Source organism: Candidatus Methylomirabilota bacterium, from assembly GCA_035936835.1.
Taxonomy (GTDB): Bacteria; Methylomirabilota; Methylomirabilia; order Rokubacteriales; family CSP1-6; genus AR37.
Map to the genome: position 1 here is coordinate 23,493 of DASYVT010000113.1, position 23,414 is coordinate 46,906.

The window sequence follows — 23,414 nt, forward strand, 5'->3', positions numbered from 1 at the left end:
TCGATGGCCGACCGCACCTTCTACCTGACCACGCCGATCTACTACGTCAACGCGCGGCCGCACCTCGGGCACGCGTGCACGACCATCATGGCCGACGCGATGTGCCGATACCGGCGTCTGCGCGGCGAGCGCGTCTACCTCCTGACGGGCACCGACGAGCACGGGGAAAGGATCGCCCAGGTTGCGGCCGCCGCGGGCGTGACACCGCAGGCCTACGCCGACGAGATCTCCGGCGTCTTCCGCGAGACCTGGCGCCAGCTCGGGATCACCAACGACGACTTCATCCGCACGACGGAGCCGCGCCACAAGGCGGTCGTCCAGGCCATCCTTCAGAAGCTCTACGACGCCGGCGAGATCTATTTCGGCGAGTACGGCGGGTGGTACTGCTACGGCTGCGAGCGGTTCTACACCGAGAAGGAGATCGTGGACGGGAAATGCCCGGACCACCAGACGGCGCTCACCTTCATCAAGGAGAAGAACTACTTCTTCAGGATGTCGAAGCATCAGACGTGGCTGATCAAGCATCTCCAGGATCACCCGGACTTTATCCAGCCCGAGCGCTACCGGAACGAGGTGCTGGGCTTCCTCCGCGAGCCGCTCCAGGACCTCTCGATCAGCCGGCCCACGTCGCGGCTCACGTGGGGCATCCCGCTGCCCTTTGACGACCAGTACGTCACGTACGTCTGGTTCGACGCGCTGATCAACTACGTCTCGGCGCTCGGCTACCCGGACGGCGCGCTCTACAAGGAGCTCTGGCCCCACGTCGAGCACCTGATCGGCAAGGACATCCTCCAGCCCCACGGCGTCTACTGGCCGACCATGCTCCACGCGGCCGGGATCCCGCTCTACCAGCGCCTGAACGTCCACGGGTTCTGGTCGCTCGGCGGCGGGAAGATGTCGAAGTCGGTCGGCAACGTCGTCGAGGCCTTCCAGCTCACGGACAAGTACGGCCACGACGCCTTCCGCTACTTCCTCCTGCGCGAGATGAACTTCGGGCTCGACGCCTCCTTCACCGAGGAGGCCCTGGTCGGCCGTCTCAACGCCGACCTCGCCAACGACCTCGGCAACCTGGCGAGTCGCGCCACGACTCTGTTGTCGAGGTTCGGGGCCATCGCGGAGGCCGGCGGGCAGCCGACTCCCGAGGACCAGCAGATCCATGCGCTCGCGGTCCAGGCCCGGAGCGGCGTCGAGCGCGAAATGTCGGATTTTGCGTTCCAGAAGGCGCTCGGCGGGATCTGGGAGTTCATCGGCGCTCTCAACCGCTACGTGGATACGGCCGCGCCCTGGGAGCTCGCCAAGGACCCCGCCAAGCGGCCGAGACTCGAGAGAGTTCTCTGCACGTTGGCCGACGCGCTTCAGTTCCTCGGCATCATCCTCGATCCGTTCGTGCCTGACGCGGCGGCCAAGATACGCGGCGCGCTCGGCTACACGAAGCCGCCGAGGCTCGAGGATGCCGTCGTGGGGCAGCTCACGAGCGTTCCAGCCGTCCAGAAGATGGCTGCCCTCTTCCCGAGAATCGAGGCCAAGGTGAGCGAAGAAACCAAATCGGCAGCGGCGGCCGCGCCGGCAGGCCCCGTCAAGATCCCCATCGACGACTTCATGAAGGTCGAGCTCCGCGTGGCCGAGGTGCTCGCCGCCGAGCGCGTGCCGAAGTCGAAGAAGCTCCTCAAGCTCACTGTCAAGGTGGGGGACGAAACCCGCACCGTCGTGGCCGGCATCGCGGAGCAGTACGAGCCCGAGCCGCTCGTCGGCCGCAAGGTCGTCATCGTCGCGAATCTCCAGCCCGCCACGCTGATGGGCGTCGAGTCCAACGGCATGGTGCTGGCCGCCTCGCACGAGGGCACCGTGTCCCTTCTCACGCTCGACAAGGACGTGCCGCCCGGGTCCAAGGTCAAGTAGTGCGCCGGGACATCATCGAGGAGACGTTCCGGCTCCTCGCCCGGCACTTCGACCTGTTCACGCTCATCGCGCTGACCGTGTGGCTGCCGGGCCACCTGATCATCAACTACATCGATTTCTTCGCGACTTCCAAAGGCGCCGCGGATGCCGGCGCGCGCGGCTTCCGGGTCGGCCTGATGGTGGAAGGCGCCTTCGGCCCGCTGGTGGTGGCTGCCACGCTGGCCGCGTTGGCGCGCATCACGCGCGGCGAGCCCGCCAGCTATGCCCAGGCCATGCGGCATGGCTTCGCCATCTGGCCGCGGCTCTTTATCGCCCGGCTCGTCGCGAGCGCGCTCGTCCTGGCAGGGCTGATCGCGCTCGTCGTGCCCGGCGTGCTCGCCCTGGTCCGGCTCTCGTTCGTGGACGCGCTCGTGGTCCTCGACGGGGCGCCTCTCGGCTCCGCGCTCCGCGCCAGCAACGCGCTCACCGTCGGCCGCCGCCTGGCCATCTTCTGGACGGGCGGATCCCTCTTCGTGGCCGTCTTCTCCGTCGCGATGACGCTCTCGGCGCTGGCGGGCGCGGCCGACCACTTCGTCGTCCAGGTGCTGGTCGACTGCGTGATCGCGGTGACACAGACCGTGTTCACGATCGCGCTCTTCCTCTTCTACCGGGAAGCCCGGCATGCCGCCGCGACTGCAATCCCCAGCGCCCCCGCCGACTGACGCGCCCGCCGCGCGGCGGACGCGGATCGACTGGCTCAAGCGTTGGGGAATCTCCGCCTTCTCGCTCGGCCTGGGGCTCGCGACGCTCTTCGTCTTCAGGCGCGGGCTGCCTCACGTGGGCTGGATCGTCGGCTACCTTCTCCTGCTCGTGGTGCTCGTGGCCGCGGTCACCGAGCTTCGCCAGCCGCTCGAGCGCCGCGGCCGGCGCCGCATCCTCAGCGCCGCGGACTACGCCATACAGTCCCTCTACCACGGGCTCCTGCTCTTCGTGCTCCCCGCCTACTACGCGAGCGCGACGCTCGACTCACTGAACGCGCTGTTTCTCGCCGGCGTCGTGGCGGGAGCCCTCGTGACGGCGATCGATCCCTGGTACGCAGCCATCGTCCACCCACGGCGCTGGCTCAACCAGGCGCTGCTGGCCTTCTCCATCTTCGCCGCGCTCAACGTGGCGCTGCCGCTCCTCGGCATTCGGCCCATCCTGGCGCTCGAGGGGGCGGCGGCGCTGACCGCAGTGGCGATGATGCCGGTGTTCCGCGAGCGGGGCGCGCTCAGCTGGCGGCAAGCGTACGTGCGCTCGACCGTGCTCGCCGTCGCGGCCATGGCGGCGCTGTGGCTCGGGCGCGCGGCGGTGCCGCCCGCCCCGCTCTTTGTCGCGACCGCGACCGCCGCCCGCAGCGTAACCATGCTCGAGCCGGTCGAACCTGTCGAGAGCCCGATCCCCGCGCAGACAGTCGAGGGCTGGGGGGGCATCGCGGCCTATACCGCCGTGTACGCGCCGGCCGGACTGCGGCAGCCCATCGAGCATGTCTGGTGGAAGGACGGGCAACTCCTCGGGCGTGTACCGCTCGCGCCGCTTCGCGGCGGACGCAAGGAAGGCTTCAGGACCTACTCGCGGAAGACCGACCTCAAGCCGCCCTACGACGGGCGCTACCGCGTGGATGTGGTGACGGCATCGGGCCAGCTGATCGGACGCCTGCGCTTCACCGTCACACCCTGAGCTATCATGAGCGCCTGATGCGGCTCTTCGACACCCACGCGCACCTGCACTTCCCCGACTACGCGGAGGATCTCGACGCCGTCCTCGAGCGCGCGCGCGGGGCGGGCGTGCGCGGCCTGGTGACGATCGGGACGGATCGGGATACCAACCGCGCCACGGTGGAGCTGGCGAAGCGGCTGCCCGACGTGTGGGCGACGGTCGGGATCCATCCTCACGACGCCGCCGAAGCGACGGAGGCCGATTTCGAGGAGATGGAGCGGCTCGCGAGTGAAGAGGCCAAGGTCGTCGGCTTCGGCGAGATGGGCCTCGATTTCTTCCGCAACCTCTCGCCGCCGGACGTCCAGCGCCAGGTCTTCCGCCGCCAGATCGACATCGCCCGCCGCGCGGGCAAGCCGCTGGTCATCCATTGCCGCGACGCGCACGCCGAGACGCTCGCGATCCTCGCCGAGGAGCGAGCGGGGGAGACCGGGGGCGTCATGCACTGCTTCTCGGGGGACGTGGAAATCGCGCGGCGCTGTCTCGACCTGGGGCTCTACATCTCGCTGGCGGGGCCAGTGACCTACAAGAACGCCCGCGCGCTTCCCGACGTCGCCCGGTTCGTGCCCGAGGACCGCCTGGTCGTCGAAACCGACTGCCCGTACCTGCCGCCCACGCCGCACCGGGGGAAGCGCAACGAGCCCGCCTTCGTCGCGCTGACCGCCGCGCTCATCGCGGAGCTCCGAAACGCAGATCCCGAAGCGCTCTGCGATGCGCTCACGGCCAACGCGGCCAAGCTCTTCCGCATCACGCTGACCTAACCCGTCTCACGGAGGCCCGACCATGTCCTACGCCGACGTCCTGTACGAGGTCACGAACCAGATCGCGTGGCTGACCATCAACCGCCCGGACAAGGGCAACACCTTTCGGCGCCAGACCGTGCTCGATCTGATCGCCGCGCTCAACGACGCGCGCAATGACGCGGGCGTGCGCGTGGTCGTGCTGACCGGCGCGGGCGACCGCTTCTTCTGCATCGGTGGCGAGAAGGAGCCCAACGACGGCCGGCTCCACTACCACAATACGCCGCCCGTCGTGGACCTCTACAGCCTCATCGACCTCATGCCCGTGCCCGTCATCGCCATGGTCAACGGCTTCGCAGTGGGCGGCGGCAACGTGCTCGCCAACATGTGCGACCTGACGGTGGCGAGCGATCAGGCGACCTTCCGGCAGGTGGGGCCGATGATGGGCTCCTACGACGCGGGCTTCGGCACCTGGTACCTGGAAGACTCGGTGGGCAGAAAGCGCGCCAAGGAGATCTGGTACCTCAACCGCAAGTACGGCGCGAAGGAGGCGCAGGCGATGGGTCTCGTGAACGACGTGGCGCCGCACGCGGAGCTGCGCGCGCGCACCGAGGCGATCTGCGAGGAGCTGAAGAAGCGCGGGCCGCAGGCGCTCGCCGCGCTCAAGGCCGCCTTCCACGCGCGCCACAACGGCGTCTTCGGCATGAGCCGCATCACCATCGACCACCTCGTGGCGAACTACTACCACACGGACGAGGCGAAGGAGATGGGCCGCGCCTTCAACGACAAGAAGGACCCGAACCCCGAGAAATTCTACCGCTAGGCGCGGGCGAGGAGCGACAGGGCTTGGTCGGCGTCGGCCGCGGCGACGAAAAGGGTTACCGCGCCCGCGTCGCCGACGCTGAACGGATGCACGGACTGGACGAACTGCCCGCGCATCACCGCGGGGATGCCGTGACCGTCCAGGAGCGCGCGCACCACGAGCGCCTCGGCCTGGTCCCGGCAGCGGCGCACCTTGACGAGGGCAGGAGCAGCGGGCTCGGCCGGCGGCTGCCGCTTCGGGAACTGGATGACCTTGCCCCGGCGTGTCATCGTGAGGCCTTGTACCACTCGTAGATGTCCTCGCCGGTGGTGAACCAGACGCCCTTCTTCTTCCGCATGTAGTCGTAGACCGCCTCGAAGTACTTGATCCGGTGCGGCACGCCCGAGATGTAGGGATGCACGGCGAGGGCCATCACGCGCGGGTTCCTGGCGCCCTCGGCGTAGAGCCGGTCGAACTGGTCTTTGGCGCGCTGCAGCCATTCGGATGACGTGTGGTGCTGGATCACCATCATCGGGATGTCGTTGAGCTCGATCGTGTACGGCACCGAAACGAGCGGGCCCGCCGTCGTGCGGATCTCGTAGGGCTGGTCATCGTTGACCCAGTCGGACACGTACTCGATCCCCTCCTGGGCGAGGTAGTCGAGCGTCTCCCAGGTCTCGGTCAGTCCCGGGCCCAGCCAGCCCTTGGGCTTCTTGCCGGTGAACTTCTTGAGCATCTCGACGGACTGGCGGATGGCCGCGCGCTGGTCGGGCAGGAGGTGCATCGCGCCCTGGATCACGCCGTGGGCCATGAACTCCCACCCCGCGTCGAGCATCGCCTTGGCCACGGGCGTGTACGACTCGACCACGTGGGCGTTGATCGACGTAGTCGCGCGGATCTTGCGCTTGGCGAGCGCCTCGAGCAGCCGCCAGAAGCCCACGCGCATCCCGTAGTCGTGCCACGCCCAGTTCGGCACGTCGGGCACCGTGCTGACGCCCTGCGGCGCCGTCAGGTACTGGCGGGCCATCGGCTTCTCGATGTCCCACTCTTCGATGTTGACGATCGTCCAGACGGCGATGCGCGCGCCCTTGGGCAGTGTCCACGGGCGGCGGCTCGTGATCGGTGAATAGTCGAAGCGGTCGCGGGGGAGTCTCACGGTAACCTTGAGACTACCATCGCCTGAGCATTAAGGGTAGAATCCCGACCCATGACCAAGCCCCTCGGCATCGACGTCCACGCCCACTTTTTCCCCGAGACCTTCATCCGCGTCGTTGAGGAGGCGGGGGCGTCGTTCGGCGCGGGCGTGGACCGCTCGAACCCGAGAGGCCCCGTCCTCGTGATCGGCGGATCGCGCACGGCGGTGCTCGAGGCGCGCTACTGGGACCTCGATCTTCGCATCCGCTCGATGAACCGGCAGGGCGTGGCCGTGCAGGCGCTCTCGCTCACCGCCCCGATGGTGTACTGGGCCGACGGCGCGACCGGCGCGCGCCTCGCAGCATCGTTCAACGACGCCGCGAGCGCGGCGCACGTCGCGCACCCGGACCGCTTCGTTGCCTGCGCCACGCTGCCGATGCAGGATCCTGCGCGGGCGCTCGCTGAACTCCAGCGCGCGGCCAACCTGCCCGGCATCAGGGGTGTCTACATGGGCACCAATGTCGGCGGCCGCGAGCTGTCCGACCCGGCGTTCTTCCCCATTTTCGAGCGCGCAGCGGCGCTCAGGCTGCCCGTGCTGCTGCATCCCCTCCGCGTGGTCGGCGCCGAGCGGTTGACGCCCTTCTACCTCGGCAACCTCCTCGGCAACCCGTTCGACACCGCGATCGCCGCCGCGCACCTGGTGTTCGGAGGCGTCCTCGACCGGCTGCCGAAGCTCGAAGTCTGCCTGCCCCACGCGGGCGGCGCCATGCCGTACCTCCACGGCCGTCTCCGTCACGGCCAGGGCGTGAGGCCGGAAACGAAAGACCGGGCGAAGAAACCCTTCAGCGCCTATCTCCGCCGCTTCAGCTACGACATCATCAGCCACGACGCGGGCGCGCTTCGCTACCTCGTCGACACGGTCGGCGCGGACCGCGTGATGCTCGGCACCGACTTCTGCTTCGACATGGGGTACGAGCGGCCGCTCGCGATCATCCAGGCCAAAGCAACGGCGCTCAGCCGGAAGAACCAGGACCGCGTCGTCCGCGGGAACGCCGCCCGCTTGCTGCGCTTGGGCTAGGCCTCGCGTGCGGCCGGACTTCTGGGTCGTCCAGACGTTCAACGGCGTGTCGTACGGCGCGCTCCTCTTCCTCCTCGCGAGCGGGCTCTCGCTGATCTTCGGCGTCATGCGCATCGTCAACATGGCCCACGGCTCCTACTTCATGCTGGGCGGCTACCTGGGGTTGACGGTGGCGCTCCGCACCCGGAGCTTCGCGATGGCAGTGATCGTTGCGACCGTCGCGATCGCGCTGGTCGGGATGGGGATGGAGCGCTTCTTCCTGCGCAGGCTTCGCGGCCAGGACCTGGGACAGGTGCTCATGACGATCGGCTTCGCGCTGATCTTCCAGGACCTGGCGCTCCTGATCTGGGGCGGCGATCCCTACAACCTGCCGGTGCCCGCGGCCCTCTCGGGTGCGCTGCGCATGGGCGGCGCCGTCTTCCCCGTCTACCGCATCTTCATCGTGGGCGTCGCCGTCGCCGTCGGTGTCGGGCTCTGGCTCCTGCTGGACCGGACGCGGGTCGGCGCCATGATCCGCGCCGCGGTGGACGACGGCGAGATGGCGCAGGGCGTGGGGATCAACGTGCCGCGGATCTCCCTCGCCGTCTTCGGGCTCGGCGCGGGGCTGGCCGCGCTCGGCGGCGTCATCGGCGCCGGCTTCCTCGGCGTCTACCCGGGCGCCGACTTCGAGGTGCTCCCGTACGCCTTCGTCGTCGTGATCGTGGGCGGCCTCGGCAGCCTGCCGGGCGCCATGGCGGGCAGTCTCCTCGTCGGGCTCCTCGACAACTTCGGCAAGGCGCTCTTTCCCGAGCTGGCCTACTTCACGCTGTTCGCTCCGATGGCCCTGATCCTCGCCATCCGGCCCACCGGGCTCTTCGGCCGGGGCTGATGATCGCGGCGAGCCGCTTCGCGTGATTCGCCGGCGCGCGGCCTTTGCAGTGGTTGTCGTTGGTGGGCTGGCCGCCCTTGGGCCGGTGATGCCCGCGTATCCGCTGACCCTCCTTACCCAGGCGCTCATCTTCGGCATTCTCGCCATGAGCCTCGATGTGCTGCTGGGCTACACGGGGCTGCCGTCGCTCGGTCAGGCCGCGTATTTCGGCGTCGCCGCGTATGCCGTCGCGCTGCTTGCCACCGAACGCCAGGTCGGCCTCCTCGGCTGCGCCGCGGCCGGCATCGCCCTGGCGGCCGTCACCGCCGCCGTCTTCGGCGTCATCGCCATCCGCGCGAGGGGCACGTACTTTCTCATGATCACGCTCGCCTTGGGCATGGTCGTGTGGGGGCTCGCTTTCCGGTGGGTGTCGCTCACCAAGGGAGACAACGGCGTCTCGGGCGTGCCGCGGCCGGAGCTCGGCGCGCTGAGCCTCAGCGCGCCTCTGCCCTTCTTCTACTTCTCGCTCCTGACGGCGGCCGCGGCGTGGGCGCTGCTCGGGCTCCTCGTGGTGTCGCCCTTCGGGCTCGGGCTCAAGGGCATCCGCGGCAGCGAGTCGCGCATGGAGGCGCTCGGCTACAACGTGTGGCTTCACAAGTACGTCGCCTTCGTGCTCGCCGGCACCTTCGCGGGCGTGGCCGGCGTCCTCTGGGCCTACTACAACGGCTTCGTCGGCCCAACAGACGTCCAGCTCGTGACATCCGTCGAGGCGCTCCTGATGACGGCGCTCGGCGGCCCGGGCACCCTGATCGGCCCCGCGATCGGCGCCGGGATCATCGTGTTCCTCAAAAACTTCGTGAGCGTGTACACCAAGCGCTGGCTCCTCATCCTGGGAGCCGTCTACATCGGCGTCATCCTGTTCGCCCCGCACGGCGTCGTCGGCGCGCTCCGCGGCCGACGGCGCTGAACGCAAGGAGGCCCGTCATGTTCATTCGCTTCGCCGTGTTCATCGCGCTGCTGGCGCTGGCGTCGGCCGGAACGGCCCCGGCGCCCGCCGACGCCCAGAGCGGTCCCATCAAGATCGGCCTGCTGGCGCCGCTCAGCGGCGCCGCCTCGGCCCTCGGCAAGGACATGCTGAGCGGCAGCGAGCTGTACCTGGACGAGATCAACCGGCAGGTCGCGGGCCGGAAGATCGAGCTGATCGTCGAGGACACCGAGGGCGTCACGGCCACGGCGCTGACCAAGGCGCGCAAGCTGGTGGACCAGGACCACGTGGCGCTCCTCACGGGCGGTCTCCTCGCCTCGACGGGGTACGCGCTCCATCCCTTCGCCGACGCGGCGAAGATCCCGACGACATACCCGGTCATGTCCTCCGACGACCTGACCCAGCGCAAGCCCGCCAAGTGGGTGGTGCGGACGGGATGGAACAGCAGCCAGTCGATGCAGCCCTTCGGCGAGTGGGTCGCCAAGAACCTCAAGTACAAGAAGGTCGCCACCATCGGCTTCGACTACGCCTTCGGGTGGGAGACGGTGGGCGGCTTCCAGCGCACCTTCGAGGAGTCGGGCGGCCAGATCATCCAGAAGATATGGACGCCGCTGAACACCACCGACTTCTCGCCCTTCATCGCCCAGATCAAGGGCGACGCCGATGCCGTCTTCGCCGTCTTCTTCGGCCGCGGGTCGCTCCAGTTCGTGAAGCAGTACGCCGACTCGGGGCTGAAGGCGAAGATCCCGCTCCTCGGAAACGGCACGGTCACGGACGAGTCGGTGCTGCCGCAGATGAGCGACGAGGCGCTGAACGTCTACACCGCGCTCCACTACTCGGCCGCGCTCGACACCCCCGCCAACAAGAAGTACGCGAAGGCCTTCGAGGCCAAGGCGGGCAAGGTGCCCTCCTACTACGCCGAGACCTGCTACACCAACATGCGCTGGATCGTGGAGGCCATCAAGGCGATCAACGGCAAGGTCGAGGATCGCGAGGCCTTCCTGGCCGCGCTCAAGAAGGTGGAGTTGAAGGACTTCCCGCGCGGCCCGGTCGTGATAGACAAATGGGGCAACCCGATCCAGAACGTCTACATCCGCAAGGTCGAGCGCGTGGGCGGCCAGCTCCAGAACTCCGTGATCTTCACGTACCCGGCGGTGAGCCAGTTCTGGAAGTACAACCCCGACGAGTTCCTGAAGATGCCGCTGTACACGCGCGACTACCCGCCATGCAAATACTGCTAGTACCGGGCCGATTCACTTCGCCATACTTCGTTCTCGGTCGGCGCGGGCCCTCAACGTACGGCAAGTACGCCTCGGGCCCGCGCCTCCCTCGGGCCTCGTCTGGCTCGTGACTAGGCCCGGCACACCGTGAAGCGAGTGCGCTGAGGATGGAGTTCGCGCTGCAGCTCGAGGGCGTGTCCAAGTCCTTCGGCGGGCTTCAGGCGCTCGCGGGCGTGACGCTTGCCGTGCGTCCGGGAGAGCGGCGCGCGCTCATCGGGCCGAACGGGGCGGGGAAGACCACGCTGTTCAACCTCATCTCGGGGTCCTTGCCCGTCACGGCCGGCACCATCACGCTCTTCGGGCGCGACGTGACGGACACTCCTGCCCACGTCCGCGCCGCCGAGGGTCTCGCCCGCACCTTTCAGATCACCAACCTCTTCCCTGACCTGACGGTGCTGGAGAACTGCCTGCTCGCCGTCCAGGCGCTGACGCCAACGCGCTTCGCCATGCTGCGCCCGGTCGGCGCCTATATCGGCCTCCACGCCCGCGCGCGCGCCACGCTCGAATCGGTCGGGCTCGACGGCGTCGGCGACGCCCTGGTGAAAAATCTCTCCCACGGCGAGCAGCGCCAGCTCGAAATCGCACTGGCCCTGGCCGGGCGGCCCCGCGTGCTCCTGCTCGACGAGCCCACGGCCGGGCTGTCGCCGGCGGAGTCCCGCCTCATGGCCGGTCTCCTGGCCCGCCTCGACCCCGCCATCACCGTCCTCATGATCGAGCACGACATGGACATCGCCCTCGAGCTCTCGCCCCACGTGACGGTGCTCCACTACGGGCGCGTCATCGCCGACGGCCCGCGCGCCGAGGTCCGGCGCGATCCACAAGTTAGGGAGATCTACCTCGGTGCCTGAACCCCACGCGGCGCTCGAGGTCGAGGACATCCACACGTACTACGGCGAGAGCCACGTGCTCCAGGGCGTCTCGCTCCGCGTCGCCCCAGGCGAGGTGCTGGCCATCCTCGGCCGGAACGGGATGGGCAAGACGACCCTCATCCGCTCCATCATCGGCTTCACCCCTCCAAGGCGCGGCAGCGTCCGCTTCAAGGATCAGGACATCACGCGCTGGCCTCCGTATCGGATGATCGAAGCCGGGATGGCGCTCGTGCCGCAGGGCCGGCGCGTCTTCCCCTCGCTGACGGTGCGGGAGAACCTGGACGTCGCCAGGAGCGGCGGCGGCCGCTGGACCATCGAGCGCGTGCACGCGCTCTTCCCACGCCTGGCCGAGCGCGGCAGGAACCGCGCCAACAAGCTATCCGGCGGTGAGCAGCAGATGCTGGCGATCGGCCGGGCGCTCATGACCAACCCCGACCTGCTCCTGCTCGACGAGCCCACCGAGGGGTTGGCACCTCTCCTCGTGAGAGAAGTCGGCCGGGTCATCGGCGAGCTGAAGCGCGAAGGCCTGTCCATCCTGCTCGTGGAGCAGAACCTGCCGCTGGCGCTCTCCGTGGCGGATCGCACGCATATCCTGAGCCGCGGCCAGATCGTCCACTCGTCGCGGCCCGACGAGCTTCTCGCCAACGAGGACGTGAAATCGCGCTATCTTGGAGTGGCGTGACGGAGGTCACGGCATGAAATTCGGCACCTTCTACTTCTTCCAGGCCACGCCGGGACAGCGCCACGCCGACATCATCCGTGGCGAGCTCGACCAGATCGAGTGGACGGAAGAGCTGGGCTTCGACGAGATCTGGCTCACCGAGCACCACTTCATCGAGTACGGGCTCTCGGTCGACCCGGCGGCGCTCGCCTCCGCGGCCGCCTCGCGCACGCGACGGATCCGCATCGGCCTGGCCGCCGCCATCCTGCCCTTCCATCACCCGATCCGGCTCGCCGAGCAAATGGCGCTGGTGGACATCATCTCGAACGGCCGGCTCGATGTCGGCGTCGGCCGCGGCAACCGCCCCGCCGAGTTCCGCGGCTATCGCGTCCCGCAGGAGGAGAGCCGCGAGCGCTTCGACGAGGCCGTGGAGATCATGCAGCGCGCGTGGACCGAGGACCGCTTCAGTTACGACGGGCGCTTCTTCACGGTGTCCGAGGTGTCCGTCATCCCCAAGCCCGTGCAGCGGCCGCACCCGCCGCTCTACCAGGTGTGCGTGACGAAGGACGGCATCGAGAACACGGCGCTCCGCGGCTGGCCCATGCTCAACTCCGTCCTCTTCGGCCCCGTCAGCCAGCTCGTCACCAACCGCGATACCTACGTCGAGACTCTGAAGAAGTCGGGGCGCAGCCCGGAAGAGATCGCGGGCCTTCTCTCCCGCTGGGGCGTCTCGCGCCAGATCTACGTGGCGGAGACCGATGCGAAGGCGCTCGCCGAGGCCAAGGACGCCGAGCTCTGGTACCAGGAGTCCTTCAAGAAGTTCGTCGTCCCCGACCGCATCGAGGACGCGCACCCGTCGCTCCAGCCCGGCTTCCGTGCCATGGCGGAGCGCCTCTCCAAGGTCACGTGGGAAGGGCTCGTCGCCGAGACGCTCGCCTTCGGCTCGCCCGACACGGTCGCGCGGCACATCGAGGAGATGCGCCAGCTGGGCGTCGGGCAGGTGATGTGCTGGATGAACTTCGGCGGTCTCTCTCAGGACAGGGTGCGCCGCTCCATGGAGCTCTTCGCGAGCGAGGTCATGCCGCGCTTCCGCTAGCCACACCCCTCTCCCCTCAGGGGAGAGGGTCGCAGTTCGAGCTGAGACGCTCGCTTCGAGCGGCGAGGCGAGGGCTGAGAAGATGAGGGGTTCATGAAGACCAACTACCGCCTCGAAGGCCCTTCCGGAGCGCCCGTCGTCACGCTGACCCATCCGCTCGGCGTCACGCTCGCCCTCTGGGACGACCACGTGGCGGCCCTCACGAAGGGCTATCGTGTCCTGCGCTACGACGTGCGCGGCCACGGCGGCTCCGAGATCCCGCCGGGCCCGTACACCCTCGAGCAGATGGCGGACGATCTCTTCGATCTGCTGGATTCCCTCGGCATCGCGGAGACGCACTTCGTTGGCGTCTCCATGGGCGGGCTCATCGGCATGACGGCGGCCCTCACGCGCCCGTCGAGGATCCGGAGCCTCGTGCTCTGCGACACGACGGCCTGCTACCGCCCCGGCGTGCGCCCGATGTGGGAGGACCGGATGCGCGTGGCCGAGAACGAAGGCATGACCGCGGCCCTCGTCGACCGCACCATGGCGATCTGGTTTACCGATGCGTTTCGCACCAAGCGTCCCGAGGTCGTGGAGCGCATCGCCGACATGCTGCGCAAGAGCGACCCGCGCGGCTACGCCGCCTCCATCCGCGCCATAGGCTTCGTGGACCTCAGCGAGCGCGTCCGCGCCATCCGCTGCCCGACGCTGGTCGTAGTCGGCGAGCAGGACCCCGGCACCCCGCCCGCCATGGCCCGCGTCATCCACGAGCGCATCGTGGGCTCGGAGCTGCTCGTCCTCCCAGGTGCCATGCACTGCGCCGTCGTCGAGGACGCCGACCGCTTCCTGGCCGCTTTGGTCGATTTCCTCGGAGCGCGGAGCTAGCCCGGCGCGCGGGGACCGTTCAGGAAATGCTCGGCCATACCCTTCCCGGGCGGCGAGGTATTGATCCCCGGCGGTAATAGACTGCTGCCGATGCAACCTTCGGCGAACCATATGGTTCCGTCTATTTCTAGTTCGCCGCAACGGGGGAGCGACTGACCGTTGAGGAGCTTCATGCGCCGGCGCCGAGTCTGGAGACGCGCAAGGTCCATGCACGCCATCACGTTCATCGCCGTTCTCATCGCGCTTCTCGCCGTCGCAGTCCTCGTTGTGCCGCTCGCCGGCGAGGCACAGCAGCCGGCGAGCCTCCCCCGCATAGGTTGGCTATCCCCGGGCTCCGTTTCTGACGCACGAACCTCGCGTTACCTTCAGGCCTTCCGGCAAGGCCTGCGCGAGCTGGGCTATGTGGAAGGTCAGAACATCGCCATTGAGTTCCGATGGGCGGAGGGGCAATACGACCGGCTACCCGGCCTCGCGGCCGAGCTGGTCCGTCTCAAGGTGAACGTCATCGTGACACCTAGTACGCCGGCGACCCGGGGGGCAAAGCAAGCGACGGAGACAATCCCCATCGTCATGACGTCGTCTGGTGATCCTGTGGCGTCGGGACTCGTCGCCAGCCTCGCGCGCCCAGGAGGAAACATCACCGGGATGTCGACGATGACGCCCGAGCTGGTCGGGAAGCAGTTGGAGATGCTCAAGGAGGTCGTCCCCAAGGTCTCTCGGGTGGCCCTCCTCGGGAATCCGGCCAATCCCTTCTACGCACAGCAGGTGCGAGAGGCGCAGGATGCGGCCCGGGCATTGGGGGTACGGCTTTAACCCCTGGAGGCACGGGACCCCAGCGAGATCGACCACGCCTTCGCGGCGATCACCACGGACCGGGTCGACGCCGTCATCCTTCTCGTGGACTCGGTGCTCCTGAATCACCGAACACGAATCGCCGACCACGCGGCACGGCGCCGCCTGCCGACGGTGTCCGGGCAGAGTGACGACGCCGAGGCCGGTAGTCTCCTGGCTTACAGGCCAAGCCTCTCTGACAACTTTCGGCGGGCGGCCACCTACGTGGACAAGATCCTCAAGGGCGCCAAGGCTGCCGACCTCCCGGTCGAGCAGCCGAGGACGTTCGAGCTGGTGATCAACCTCAAGACGGCCAAGGCGCTGGGGCTGACGATCCCCCAGGCGCTGCTCCTGCGAGCGGACCGGGTCATCCAATGAGCGTCTGAGCGGGAAGGATAGGGGTCAGGTCTTGAGTTCCAACATTCCCGTCGGCAGATGCGGCGGCCGCCAGGGGTGAAGGTGTCGGGATGATCTCGAACCGTCATCTGTGCCGAGGGCGCCGTCTTCCGCTGCTCTTGGGAGCTGGTTTCGCGCGTCGGCGGGTAGGCTTCGCGGAACGTGAAGCCTTCCGCCCTCCCGCTCCCTGCTTCTCGAGCGCCGTCACCACCACCGCGAGATCTTCGCTGCCGTGGCCTGCCGCCTGGGCGGCGGCATAGAGGCGCTCGGCCAGGTCGGTGAAGGGGATTGGCGCGCCGACGGCCGCCGCGGCCTCCTGCATCAGGTGAAGGTCTTTCATGAAGAGGTCGAGCTTCATCTGGGCGGGGAACTCGTTGCGCACGATCATGGGGCCACGGACCTTCAGCATGGCCGACGCCGCGGCGCTCGAATTGAGCACCTCGAGCGTGAGATCGAGATCCAGGCCGGCCCTGCGCGCGAGGGTCAGGGCCTCGGCGGCCGCCGCGCTGTGGAGCGCCACGAGGAGATTGGCCACGAGTTTCAGCGTCATGGCCTGACCGACGCGGCCGACGTGAACCACGCGCGGCAGGGCGAATTCGAGCACCGGCCGCCAGCGATCGTAGAGGGCACGCTCCCCTCCCACGAAGAAGCTGCCGTCGCCGCGCTCGATCATGGAGGTGGTGCCGCTGACGGGGCAGTCGAGGAAGCCCAGGCCCTTGCCCGTGACCTCGCGCGCCAGCCGCTCAGTGAGCGCCGGGGAGATCGTGCTCATCTGGATGACGGTGAGGCCCGGCCGCGCGCCAGCCAGGATGCCGTCACGCCCGAGCACCGCCGTCTCGGCTGCCGCGAGCGAGGGCAGGAGGGTGCAGACGGCCTCGGCCGATTGCGCGACGGCGGCGGCCGAGGGCGCGGCCTTGCCGCCCAGGGCGGTGAGGGCTGTGACGCGGGCGGGCAGGATGTCGAAGCCGACGACGACATGGCCCGCCTTGATGAAGCGCGAGGCGATGGCGGAGCCGAGGAGACCGAGCCCGACGATGCCGACGGCGGTCATGGAGTCACAGCCCCCTCACCCTGCCCTCTCCCCCGGTGGGGGAGAGGGGACCCGTCTCCGGCAGAATGAGCCCGACGGCGACGAGAGCGAGCGTGATGCCGAGCAGCTTGCGCATGAGCGCCTCCTTGTCGATCTTCTGGCGCGACGGCGTGAGAAGTAGCACAGGGTCCGGGCGATGGCAACCGGCCTGCCCCACTGCGGGGGGTGAGGTCACCGCTGCGGGTCCGGCGAGTAGGGAATGGAGCCCGCGTATTCGGCCCGGAGGGGTGCCCATCGAAGCGCCCAGATCCGCGCGAGTGTCCCGGCGAGCTGTGCCAGATGGATGCGGTCGTGAGCCACCCATGCCGCGAGGATGTCGCGCCCCGAGAGGCGCCCGAGCCGTTTGTGAGTCCGCGATCCCTCGAGCGCCTCCGGCGTGACGGAAGCGAGCAGGTCGAGGCTGGCCTGGCGGCGCACCCGGAGCGCCTCAAGCACATCGGGCAAATTCGCCTCGTGGTAGCGCCGCTCTTTGGCCCAGCGCTCCGGATCGATCGGGGCGAATTCGTCGGCGCCGTCCACGATGACGCGCAGGCGGGCGCCGAAGTCTTCGGTCTCCTCATCGCGCAGGTGGCAGACGATCTCGACCGGCGACCACTCGTCCGTCGCCGGTCGCGTACGCGCGCCCGCCTCGTCGAGACCGGACAGCAGGGCCTCCAGTACCGAGGGCAGCCGCGCCAGCTCGCGGCGGGCTTCCACAAGGAGCGTATCGGTCATTGGCTCACAACCTAAGTTGGGGCTCAGGCCATCACCTGGGGCTTACGCCATGACCTGGCCGCCGTTGACGTCGAGCGTGGCGCCGTTGATGAACGCCGCCGAGTCTGACGCGAGAAAGACCACGGCCTCGGCGATCTCCCCGGGCTCGCCCAGACGTCTCACGGGGATGGCCTCGGCCACCCGCCGCGTTTCCTCGGGCGTCCGGGCCTTCAGCACGCGCTCGGTCGCGGTGGTGCCGGGCGCCACCGCGTTGACGGTGATGCCGTCGGCGCCGACCTCGAGGGCCAAGTGACGCGTGAACCCGATCACGCCGGCCTTGGCCGCCGCGTAGTGGGAGGTGACGCGGACCGCGCCGGCGCGGCCGACCACGGAGGCCAGGTTCACGATCCGGCCGTAGCGCTGCCGCTTCATGATCGGCAGGACCGCCTTGGAGCAGAGGAACACGCTCGTCAGGTTGGAGGCGACGATTGCGTCCCATTCCTCTTCAGTGATGTCCTCGGTGGCGCGGATCACCGCGAAGCCGCCCGCGTTGTTGATGAGGATGTCCACCCGTCCCCAGCGCGCCAGGACGGCATCGAGAGCCCGGCCGATCTCGGCCGAGCGCGTCACGTCGGCACGGAGCGCGAGCATGTCGGCGCCGCGCCCTCGCAGCTTCTCCGCCAGCGCCTCCACACCGCCGCCGTCGAGGTCGAGCCCGGCGACGCGCGCGCCCTCGCGCACGCAGGTCTCGACGATGGCTGCGCCTATCCCCTTGGCCGCGCCCGTGACGATCGCAACTTTCCCGTCGAGCCGCATCCTGGACCCCCTTGTGGTGAATGAGACGGATAGCATACCCGGAGCGCCGATGCTAGTCTTGGGCCCCGACAGCTCGATGGAGGGGATGACATGGCGAGAGTGAAGTTCCCATATGCGTGGCGCAGGTGGGGGGCCCCGGGGTTCGTCCTGGCGTTCGTAACTCTCCTTGCCTCCCATGGCGCGGCTCAGCAACCGCCTGCCCGCGAGGCGGAGCAGCACGACATGCGGCTCCTTGCCCACGACGATCTCCAGGGCCGCTCGGCCTACCAGCCCGTCATCCATCACCAGGGCAATCGCTGGATCGCCTACGTCGGCCATCACGGCGGTACGCGGCTCAATCCGCTCACGGGCCAGGTCGAGCGGAACGGCACCTCCATCGTGGATGTGACGGACCCGCGCCGCGCCCGCTACCTCCACCACATTCCGGGCGCCTCCGGCGAGGCGGAGGCGGGTGGGGCATCGATGGTCCGGGTGTGCGACGGCAAGACACTTCCCCGTGGAACGGCCGAGAAAACGTATCTTCTTCGCACCCTCGGCAACCTCGCCCACGAGGTCTGGGACGTCAGCGACCCTGCCCGTCCGGCATTCCTCACCACGGTGGTCTCCGGCCTCGACGCCACGCACAAGAACTGGTGGGAGTGCGACACGGGCATCGCCTACCTCGTCTCCGACGGGCGGCCCGCCGGCTGGCGAACCCATCGCATGACCAAGATTTACGATCTTTCCGATCCCGCGCAGCCGCGCTTCATTCGCGACTTCGGGCTCGTGGGTCAGGAGCCGGGGTCGACCGGGCCGGCGCCGGAGGGCGTGCACGGGCCCATCGCCTACCGGAAGCGCGTCTACTTCGCCTATGGCACGGGCGCGGACGGCGCGCTGCAGATCGTGGATCGCGACAAGCTCCTGGCCGGCGACCCGGGCGCCGCCGACCGGTTCGCGCCCACCAGGGAGAATCTCCTCTACCCGCAGGTGGGACGCCTCGACATGTCGCCCGCGTGGGGCGGGCACACGAGCTTCCCCATCCTGGGCGTGCCCATCACCGACAGGACGGGCGACGCCAAAGGGCAGGTGCGGGACTTCGTGCTGCTCGTCTCCGAGTCGCTCCGCAACGAGTGTCAGGAGTTTCGCCAGCTCACCTTCCTGGTGGACGTCACCACGGAGGCGCGCCCCTTCTCCGTCTCGACCTTCGAGGTGCCCGCCAACCCGGGCGACTTCTGCCGCCGGGGCGGGCGGTTCGGGCCGCATTCGAGCAGCGAGTCATTCACGCCGATCTACCATGGCCGGCTCGTCTTCATCGCGTACTTCAACGCGGGCGTGCGCGCCGTGGACATCCGCGATCCCTTCCACCCGCGCGAGGTCGCGTACTTCATCCCGGCGGCAACGGCCAATACCGACAAGCGCTGTGTCAAGGTGAATGGCGCCGACCGCTGCAAGGTCGCCATCCAGACCAACAATGTCGAGGTGGACGACCGTGGGCTCGTCTATCTCGCCGATCGCGCGAACACGGGAGTGCACATCGTGGAGCTCAGCGGGGCGGCGCGCGCCATCGCGCGCAAGCCCTAGGAGGCAGGCCGGATGGGAAGCTTTATCGATCTCTCCGTCACCGTGGACTCGAGCACCATGAGCCCGCCTTCGACCAACATGCGGCTCGAGGTCACGCCGCACAATCGGGGGCCCGGCTTCTGGCAGGTCTCGAGCGTCCACCAAAGCCTCCACACCGGGGCGCACATCGACTCGCCGCTCCACGTCTTCAAGAACGGCATCACGACCGCGGAGATCTCGCTGGACCAGGTGATGGGAGAGGCGCTGGTCGTGGACCTCTCCTGGGTCGGCGCCAATCACGCGATCACGATCGACGACCTCAAGAAGGCCGGCGCCGGCGACGTCAAGCGCGGTGATATCGTCCTGCTGCGAACCGGCTGGACCGACAAGATGTACGGGACGTGGCCCGACTACTTCACGCAGTCGCCGTACTTCCCACCGGAGTCTGCGCAGTGGCTGGTGGACCGGGGTCCAAAAAACATCGGCTTCGACTTCTTCGAGGAGTACTGCGCGCGGCTGGCTGACTTCACCTCCGAGGATTTCGCGATGCACCGGGTCATCCTCGGCGCGGGCGTGGTCATCATGGAAGGGCTGACCAACCTGGGCGCGCTGCCCCGCCGCCGCGTCGACTTCGCCGCGCCCTTCTACAAGATCGCGGGCACCGAGGGGGCGCCCGCGCGCTTCTTCGCCACCGTCTAGGCACAGCTGACTCAGGAGGCGACCATGGAGAAATTCGAGTACTTCAGCGGAGTGCCCGAGGTCGGGATCGTGCCGCGCGCACCGCACGCGGGACCGCTCATGCGCCACGTGTACGAGCAGGAGCACGGCCGCGGCGGCTTCGCCGGCAAGGTCAGCCACACCTACCACCTCTACCCGCCCACGAACTGGCTGCCCGAGGAGAGCCGTCTGCTCGACGGCGCGACCTTCGCGCCGCACTGGGAGTCGGCGCTCCGTCCTGTCGGCGGCGTCCACCACGCGCTCGGAGTGCTCAAGCCCGAGGCGCCGCGTGATGTCTATCGCGGCATGGGGCGCCTGATCGCCAACGCGACGGCGGCGATGAACGTGACGGCGCCGGCGGCGCCTATGGACTACTTCTTCGAGCACCACTCGGCTACCCTCGTCTTCTTCGTCCACGAGGGCTCGGGCACGCTCGAGACCACGTTTGGTCCCATCGCCTACCGCAAGGGCGACTTCCTGATCATCCCCAAGGGCATCACGCACCGCTTCGAGTGCGACCCGGGCCCGCAGTACTACTGGGTCTACGAGAGCTTCGCGGGCGACCCGGAGAAGGCCGAGGCCGTGACGACGGGGCAGTTCCTCACCCACAGCCGGAGCGACTACAAATTCCCGCGCTCGCTCGACACGCGCAACGAAGCCGGGCGCTTCGAGATCGTCTCGAAGACCGACGGCACTTACGCGCGCCGCGTGCACGCGACGCATCCGTTCGACGCGGTCGGCTGGCGCGGCACGTACCTGCCGTACAAGTTCGCCGTGGAGGACGTGCGTCCCTTGGTCGCCGACCGCTCGCACGTGCCGCCCTCGGGGCACACGGTCTTCATCCTGCCCGGCTGCTACATCTGCGTCTTCACCGTGCGCTCGGCCGAGAAGGAAGGGCTCTGGGTGCCCTTCTTCCACAACAATCTCGACTACTGCGAGACTCTCGGGTACCACACCGGCAAGTTCTTCAGCCGCGGCGGTGTTTTTTCGGAGGGCATGGTTTCGGTGCACCCCGTCGGGCTGCCCCACGGGCCCCATCCCAAGGCCCTCGGGGCCCTTCTTGACGACAAGCGCCCGCAGCTCTTCGGAGAGGTCGGCATCATGGCGGACTTCGCCAACCCGGCGAAGATCTCCGACTTCGCGCTCGGGCTGTCACGGCCCGACTACATGGCGAGCTGGTCGGGCTACACGACGGAGCCGCGCTTTCTCTACGACCCGGGACGATTGGCGAAGGTGCGGAGCGAGGCCGAGCGCCTGGCGGACGCCCGCGACACGCTGAGGCCTGGAGCATCGGAGGAGTAGAGCCGCTTAGGATGGCCTGCGGCGCCGCGCGCGACATCGAGGTGAACGGTCTGCGCCTCCGGCTCCACGAGTGGGGCGAGCCCGGCAGGACGCCGGCGCTCCTCCTCCACTCGCTGGCGGCCCACAGCCACTGGTGGGACTGGACCGCGCCGCTCCTGGCCGAGCGCTTCTCCGTCGCCGCCCTCGACTTGCGCGGCCACGGCGGCAGCGGCTGGTCCGAGCCCCCTGCCTACCGGCCCGCGGACTACGCCGCCGACATCGTCGCCGTCCTCGACGCCCTCGGCTGGCGGTCTCCGCTCGTCATCGGTCACTCGCTGGGAGGCTACGTCGGCGCGTATCTCGCCGCCCGATTCCCAGATCGGGTGGGCGCCCTCGTCATCACCGACACCATGACCCAATGGTCGGAGGACGAGACGGCTTGGGCGCTCAAGCAGGTCGAGCGCCCGGGCCCTGAGTTCGCGAATCCGTCCGAGGCGGGCGCGCGCTACCGGCTCTCGCCGCCGGAGACGAAGGCGCCCGCGGACTGGATCCGCCATCTCGGCGAGGCGGCCGTCGTCGAACGGAAGTGCGGCGTCTGGCACTACGCTTTCGATCGTCGCGTCTTCGCCCAGGCGCGGCCCGACGCCTGGCCGCTCCTGCCCGGCGTCGTCTGCCCCACGCTTGTGGTGCGCGGCGAGGGCAGCCGGATCATGGACCGCGACGCGTGGCTCCGCGTCGCCACCGCGGTGCAGCGCGGCCAGTTCGCCGAGGTGAAGGACGCCTGGCACCACTTGATCCTCGACGACCCCGCGGGCTTCTGCTCGATCGTGACAACCTGGCTCGATCGGGTCGTGACGCCCAGCCCGGCACGCCGCGGGTGACGTTCTTGACGGCGCCTGCGGGCGCCCGTATGCTGAAGCACTTTCCTACGTCACCTGGGTGGAGATGAACGTGGATTCTAGCTCGATGACGACCCGCGATCCGAACTTGCCCGCCGAGTACTCGGCGGGGCTGGACCGGCTCTCCCTGGCGCCGCTGTGGACGGCGCTGCACGCGCTCTTGCCTCAGGAGCGTATGACCCGCGCGGTGCCCCACCGCTGGCGCTGGACCGAGATGCGCGGGCCGCTGCTCGAGGCGGCGCGCCTCGTGCCGATCGAGCAGGCCGAGCGCCGCGTGCTCGTGCTGCGCAACCCGGGCCTGGGTGGAGCGTACGCGGCGACGGCGACCTTGTTCGCGGGGCTCCAGATCATCCTGCCGGGCGAGACGGCGCCGAGCCACCACCACACCCCGGCCGCGCTCAGGCTGATCGTCGAGGGGCGCGGCGCCTTCACGACCGTGGACGGCGTCAAGTGCGCGATGGAGCCGGGAGACCTCATCATCACCCCGCCGATGCGCTGGCACGACCACGGCCACGAGGGGACGGAGCCGGTGATCTGGCTTGACGGGCTCGACATCCCGCTCGTCCGGAGCTTCGAGGCGGCCTGGGCGTCGAAGATGCGCCCGGCGGCCGCCCCCTCGACGACAGGCGATTCCTCCCAGGACGAGTTCACCGCCGCGGGCATGGTGCCCCGCGCCTCGCGGTACGAGGACACGGGCTACCCGCAGGTGCGCTGGCCGTGGAGCACGGTGCGGGGCGCGCTCGAGGCGATGGCGGCTGAGGCGACGGCCGGCCGGCCGGTCGTCCTCCGCTACGTCAACCCGCGCACCGGAACCTTTCCGCTCCGCACGATGGGCTGCGAGGCGCAGTGGCTGCGCCCCAGCGAGCGGACGCCGGCAGAGCGCCGGACTGCGAGCGGGGTCTTCCACGTGATCGAAGGCCGCGGCGAGAGCAAGATCGGGGATGAGACCTTCACTTGGGAGCAGGGCGACTGTGTCGCCGTTCCGCCCTGGCAGTGGGTCCAGCACCAGAACCTCTCGGCGTCGGCTCCGGCCTGTCTTTTCCACTTCAATGACGAGCCGGCGCTGCGCGCGCTCGGGCTCTGGATGGAAGAAACGCGTTAATTCATCACGTGCACCGTGGTGCGCCCGAGCTGAGGGGCGACTCGATCGCCCCGAGTGC

At 68.8% G+C, this 23,414-nt stretch carries 23 protein-coding genes and 1 pseudogene; 19 read left to right on the forward strand and 5 right to left on the reverse strand.

Features of this window, described 5'->3' with window-relative positions; genetic code table 11:
• The first annotated feature begins 3 nt into the window (after positions 1–3).
• Genes metG through VGV06_08925 form a run of 5 tightly spaced genes read left to right on the forward strand, consistent with a single transcriptional unit; the run spans position 4 to position 5,196 of the window.
• On the forward strand, positions 4–1,899 hold the full coding sequence (metG, locus tag VGV06_08905) for a methionine--tRNA ligase (protein ID HEV2055277.1): 1,896 nt from the start codon (positions 4–6) through the stop codon (positions 1,897–1,899).
• Positions 1,899–2,600: a YciC family protein gene (locus VGV06_08910; protein ID HEV2055278.1), complete on the forward strand. Its 702-nt coding sequence runs from the start codon at positions 1,899–1,901 to the stop codon at positions 2,598–2,600. Before metG ends, VGV06_08910 begins: the two co-directional genes overlap by 1 nt.
• Positions 2,560–3,597, forward strand: a complete 1,038-nt coding sequence (locus VGV06_08915; GenBank protein ID HEV2055279.1) for a DUF5924 family protein — start codon at positions 2,560–2,562, stop codon at positions 3,595–3,597. The genes VGV06_08910 and VGV06_08915 overlap by 41 nt, the downstream gene beginning before the upstream one ends.
• 17 nt (positions 3,598–3,614) lie before the next feature.
• Complete coding sequence (locus VGV06_08920; protein HEV2055280.1) at positions 3,615–4,394, forward strand: TatD family hydrolase; 780 nt, start codon at positions 3,615–3,617, stop codon at positions 4,392–4,394.
• Between the two features lie 22 nt (positions 4,395–4,416).
• Entirely contained in the window at positions 4,417–5,196 is a 780-nt protein-coding gene (locus VGV06_08925) for an enoyl-CoA hydratase-related protein (GenBank protein HEV2055281.1), read from the forward strand.
• Here VGV06_08925 and VGV06_08930 read toward each other — a convergent pair.
• Both VGV06_08930 and VGV06_08935 read right to left on the reverse strand, forming a co-directional pair.
• Positions 5,193–5,465, reverse strand: coding sequence for a DUF2007 domain-containing protein (locus tag VGV06_08930; protein HEV2055282.1), 273 nt, complete (start codon positions 5,463–5,465; stop codon positions 5,193–5,195). The genes VGV06_08925 and VGV06_08930 overlap by 4 nt on opposite strands.
• Entirely contained in the window at positions 5,462–6,331 is an 870-nt protein-coding gene (locus VGV06_08935; GenBank protein HEV2055283.1) for a polysaccharide deacetylase family protein, read from the reverse strand. Before VGV06_08935 ends, VGV06_08930 begins: the two co-directional genes overlap by 4 nt.
• Positions 6,332–6,382: 51 nt before the next feature.
• Between VGV06_08935 and VGV06_08940 the strand changes: the two genes are divergently transcribed.
• From VGV06_08940 to VGV06_08980, 9 genes and pseudogenes are all read left to right on the forward strand, one after another.
• Entirely contained in the window at positions 6,383–7,387 is a 1,005-nt protein-coding gene (locus tag VGV06_08940) for an amidohydrolase family protein (protein ID HEV2055284.1), read from the forward strand.
• A 7-nt stretch (positions 7,388–7,394) separates the two neighbouring features.
• A complete protein-coding gene (locus tag VGV06_08945) occupies positions 7,395–8,255 on the forward strand; it encodes a branched-chain amino acid ABC transporter permease (GenBank protein ID HEV2055285.1) in 861 nt (286 codons plus the stop codon).
• 22 nt (positions 8,256–8,277) lie between these two features.
• Positions 8,278–9,201, forward strand: coding sequence for a branched-chain amino acid ABC transporter permease (locus tag VGV06_08950; protein HEV2055286.1), 924 nt, complete (start codon positions 8,278–8,280; stop codon positions 9,199–9,201).
• Between the two features lie 17 nt (positions 9,202–9,218).
• On the forward strand, positions 9,219–10,460 hold the full coding sequence (locus VGV06_08955; GenBank protein HEV2055287.1) for an ABC transporter substrate-binding protein: 1,242 nt from the start codon (positions 9,219–9,221) through the stop codon (positions 10,458–10,460).
• Between the two features lie 146 nt (positions 10,461–10,606).
• Complete coding sequence (locus VGV06_08960) at positions 10,607–11,347, forward strand: ABC transporter ATP-binding protein (GenBank protein ID HEV2055288.1); 741 nt, start codon at positions 10,607–10,609, stop codon at positions 11,345–11,347.
• Positions 11,340–12,050 (forward strand): ABC transporter ATP-binding protein, encoded by a 711-nt coding sequence (locus VGV06_08965; GenBank protein HEV2055289.1) that lies wholly within the window; start codon positions 11,340–11,342, stop codon positions 12,048–12,050. Before VGV06_08960 ends, VGV06_08965 begins: the two co-directional genes overlap by 8 nt.
• Before the next feature lie 13 nt (positions 12,051–12,063).
• Positions 12,064–13,125, forward strand: a complete 1,062-nt coding sequence (locus VGV06_08970; protein HEV2055290.1) for an LLM class flavin-dependent oxidoreductase — start codon at positions 12,064–12,066, stop codon at positions 13,123–13,125.
• 93 nt (positions 13,126–13,218) lie between these two features.
• A complete protein-coding gene (locus VGV06_08975; protein ID HEV2055291.1) occupies positions 13,219–13,992 on the forward strand; it encodes an alpha/beta fold hydrolase in 774 nt (257 codons plus the stop codon).
• Between the two features lie 207 nt (positions 13,993–14,199).
• Positions 14,200–15,201 (forward strand): annotated as a pseudogene (locus VGV06_08980) (ABC transporter substrate-binding protein).
• 103 nt (positions 15,202–15,304) lie between these two features.
• On the opposite strand, the gene VGV06_08985 reads toward VGV06_08980, so the two are convergent.
• The 3 genes from VGV06_08985 to VGV06_08995 all read right to left on the reverse strand — a co-directional run bounded on the left by VGV06_08985 (position 15,305) and on the right by VGV06_08995 (position 17,818).
• Complete coding sequence (locus tag VGV06_08985; GenBank protein ID HEV2055292.1) at positions 15,305–16,270, reverse strand: NAD(P)-dependent oxidoreductase; 966 nt, start codon at positions 16,268–16,270, stop codon at positions 15,305–15,307.
• Between the two features lie 210 nt (positions 16,271–16,480).
• Positions 16,481–17,023: a DinB family protein gene (locus VGV06_08990; GenBank protein HEV2055293.1), complete on the reverse strand. Its 543-nt coding sequence runs from the start codon at positions 17,021–17,023 to the stop codon at positions 16,481–16,483.
• Between the two features lie 42 nt (positions 17,024–17,065).
• Positions 17,066–17,818 carry an SDR family NAD(P)-dependent oxidoreductase gene (locus VGV06_08995; GenBank protein HEV2055294.1) on the reverse strand — a complete coding sequence of 251 codons (753 nt, stop codon included), beginning with the start codon at positions 17,816–17,818 and terminating at the stop codon, positions 17,066–17,068.
• Positions 17,819–18,040: 222 nt separating this feature from the next.
• Here VGV06_08995 and VGV06_09000 point away from each other — a divergent pair, with 222 nt between their 5' ends.
• From VGV06_09000 to VGV06_09020, 5 genes are all read left to right on the forward strand, one after another.
• Positions 18,041–19,378, forward strand: coding sequence for a hypothetical protein (locus tag VGV06_09000; protein ID HEV2055295.1), 1,338 nt, complete (start codon positions 18,041–18,043; stop codon positions 19,376–19,378).
• A gap of 12 nt (positions 19,379–19,390) precedes the next feature.
• Positions 19,391–20,056 carry a cyclase family protein gene (locus VGV06_09005; GenBank protein HEV2055296.1) on the forward strand — a complete coding sequence of 222 codons (666 nt, stop codon included), beginning with the start codon at positions 19,391–19,393 and terminating at the stop codon, positions 20,054–20,056.
• Positions 20,057–20,080: 24 nt separating this feature from the next.
• On the forward strand, positions 20,081–21,376 hold the full coding sequence (locus VGV06_09010; protein ID HEV2055297.1) for a homogentisate 1,2-dioxygenase: 1,296 nt from the start codon (positions 20,081–20,083) through the stop codon (positions 21,374–21,376).
• Positions 21,377–21,387: 11 nt separating this feature from the next.
• Positions 21,388–22,236 (forward strand): alpha/beta hydrolase, encoded by an 849-nt coding sequence (locus tag VGV06_09015; protein HEV2055298.1) that lies wholly within the window; start codon positions 21,388–21,390, stop codon positions 22,234–22,236.
• Positions 22,237–22,306: 70 nt separating this feature from the next.
• The gene (locus VGV06_09020) at positions 22,307–23,356 is read left to right on the forward strand and encodes a cupin domain-containing protein (GenBank protein HEV2055299.1); all 1,050 of its coding nucleotides are present in this window, start codon (positions 22,307–22,309) and stop codon (positions 23,354–23,356) included.
• Positions 23,357–23,414: the final 58 nt, after the last annotated feature.